General features: G+C 56.5%; 1 rRNA gene. It reads left to right on the forward strand.

The features are described from left to right. A 23S ribosomal RNA gene (locus tag AB0M63_RS44580) occupies positions 1–1,391 on the forward strand; the annotation flags it as partial. Positions 1,392–1,413 lie beyond the last annotated feature (22 nt).

The raw sequence follows: 1,413 nt of genomic DNA on the forward strand, positions 1-1,413 counted from the left end.
TGAGACCTGATGCCGAGCCGATTGTGGTGAAGTGGATGATCCTATGCTGTCGAGAAAAGCCTCTAGCGAGTTTCATGGCGGCCCGTACCCTAAACCGACTCAGGTGGTCAGGTAGAGAATACCGAGGCGTTCGGGTGAACTATGGTTAAGGAACTCGGCAAAATGCCCCCGTAACTTCGGGAGAAGGGGGGCCATCACCGGTGAAGGCACTTGCTGTCTGAGCTGGGGGTGGCCGCAGAGACCAGCGAGAAGCGACTGTTTACTAAAAACACAGGTCCGTGCGAAGCCGTAAGGCGATGTATACGGACTGACGCCTGCCCGGTGCTGGAACGTTAAGGGGACCGGTTAGTCACTCTTCGGGGTGGCGAAGCTGAGAACTTAAGCGCCAGTAAACGGCGGTGGTAACTATAACCATCCTAAGGTAGCGAAATTCCTTGTCGGGTAAGTTCCGACCTGCACGAATGGCGTAACGACTTCTCGACTGTCTCAACCATAGGCCCGGTGAAATTGCACTACGAGTAAAGATGCTCGTTTCGCGCAGCAGGACGGAAAGACCCCGGGACCTTTACTACAGTTTGATATTGGTGTTCGGTTCGGCTTGTGTAGGATAGCTGGGAGACTGTGAAGCTTGGACGCCAGTTCAGGTGGAGTCGTCGTTGAAATACCAGTCTGGTCGTGCTGGATGTCTAACCTGGGTCCGTGATCCGGATCAGGGACAGTGTCTGATGGGTAGTTTAACTGGGGCGGTTGCCTCCTAAAGAGTAACGGAGGCGCCCAAAGGTTCCCTCAGCCTGGTTGGCAATCAGGTGTTGAGTGTAAGTGCACAAGGGAGCTTGACTGTGAGACCGACGGGTCGAGCAGGGACGAAAGTCGGGACTAGTGATCCGGCGGTGGCTTGTGGAAGCGCCGTCGCTCAACGGATAAAAGGTACCCCGGGGATAACAGGCTGATCTTCCCCAAGAGTCCATATCGACGGGATGGTTTGGCACCTCGATGTCGGCTCGTCGCATCCTGGGGCTGGAGTCGGTCCCAAGGGTTGGGCTGTTCGCCCATTAAAGCGGTACGCGAGCTGGGTTTAGAACGTCGTGAGACAGTTCGGTCCCTATCCGCTGCGCGCGCAGGAACATTGAGAAGGGCTGTCCCTAGTACGAGAGGACCGGGACGGACGAACCTCTGGTGTGCCAGTTGTTCTGCCAAGGGCATGGCTGGTTGGCTACGTTCGGGAGGGATAACCGCTGAAAGCATCTAAGCGGGAAGCCTGCTTCGAGATGAGTGTTCCCACCCCCTTGAGGGGTTAAGGCTCCCAGTAGACGACTGGGTTGATAGGCCGGATCTGGAAGGCGGGTAACCGCTGGAGGTGACCGGTACTAATAGGCCGAGGGCTTGTCCTCAGTTGCTCGCGTCCACTGTGTT

The sequence above is a fragment of the Streptomyces sp. NPDC051576 genome, assembly GCF_040681835.1.
Classification (GTDB): Bacteria; Actinomycetota; Actinomycetes; order Streptomycetales; family Streptomycetaceae; genus Streptomyces.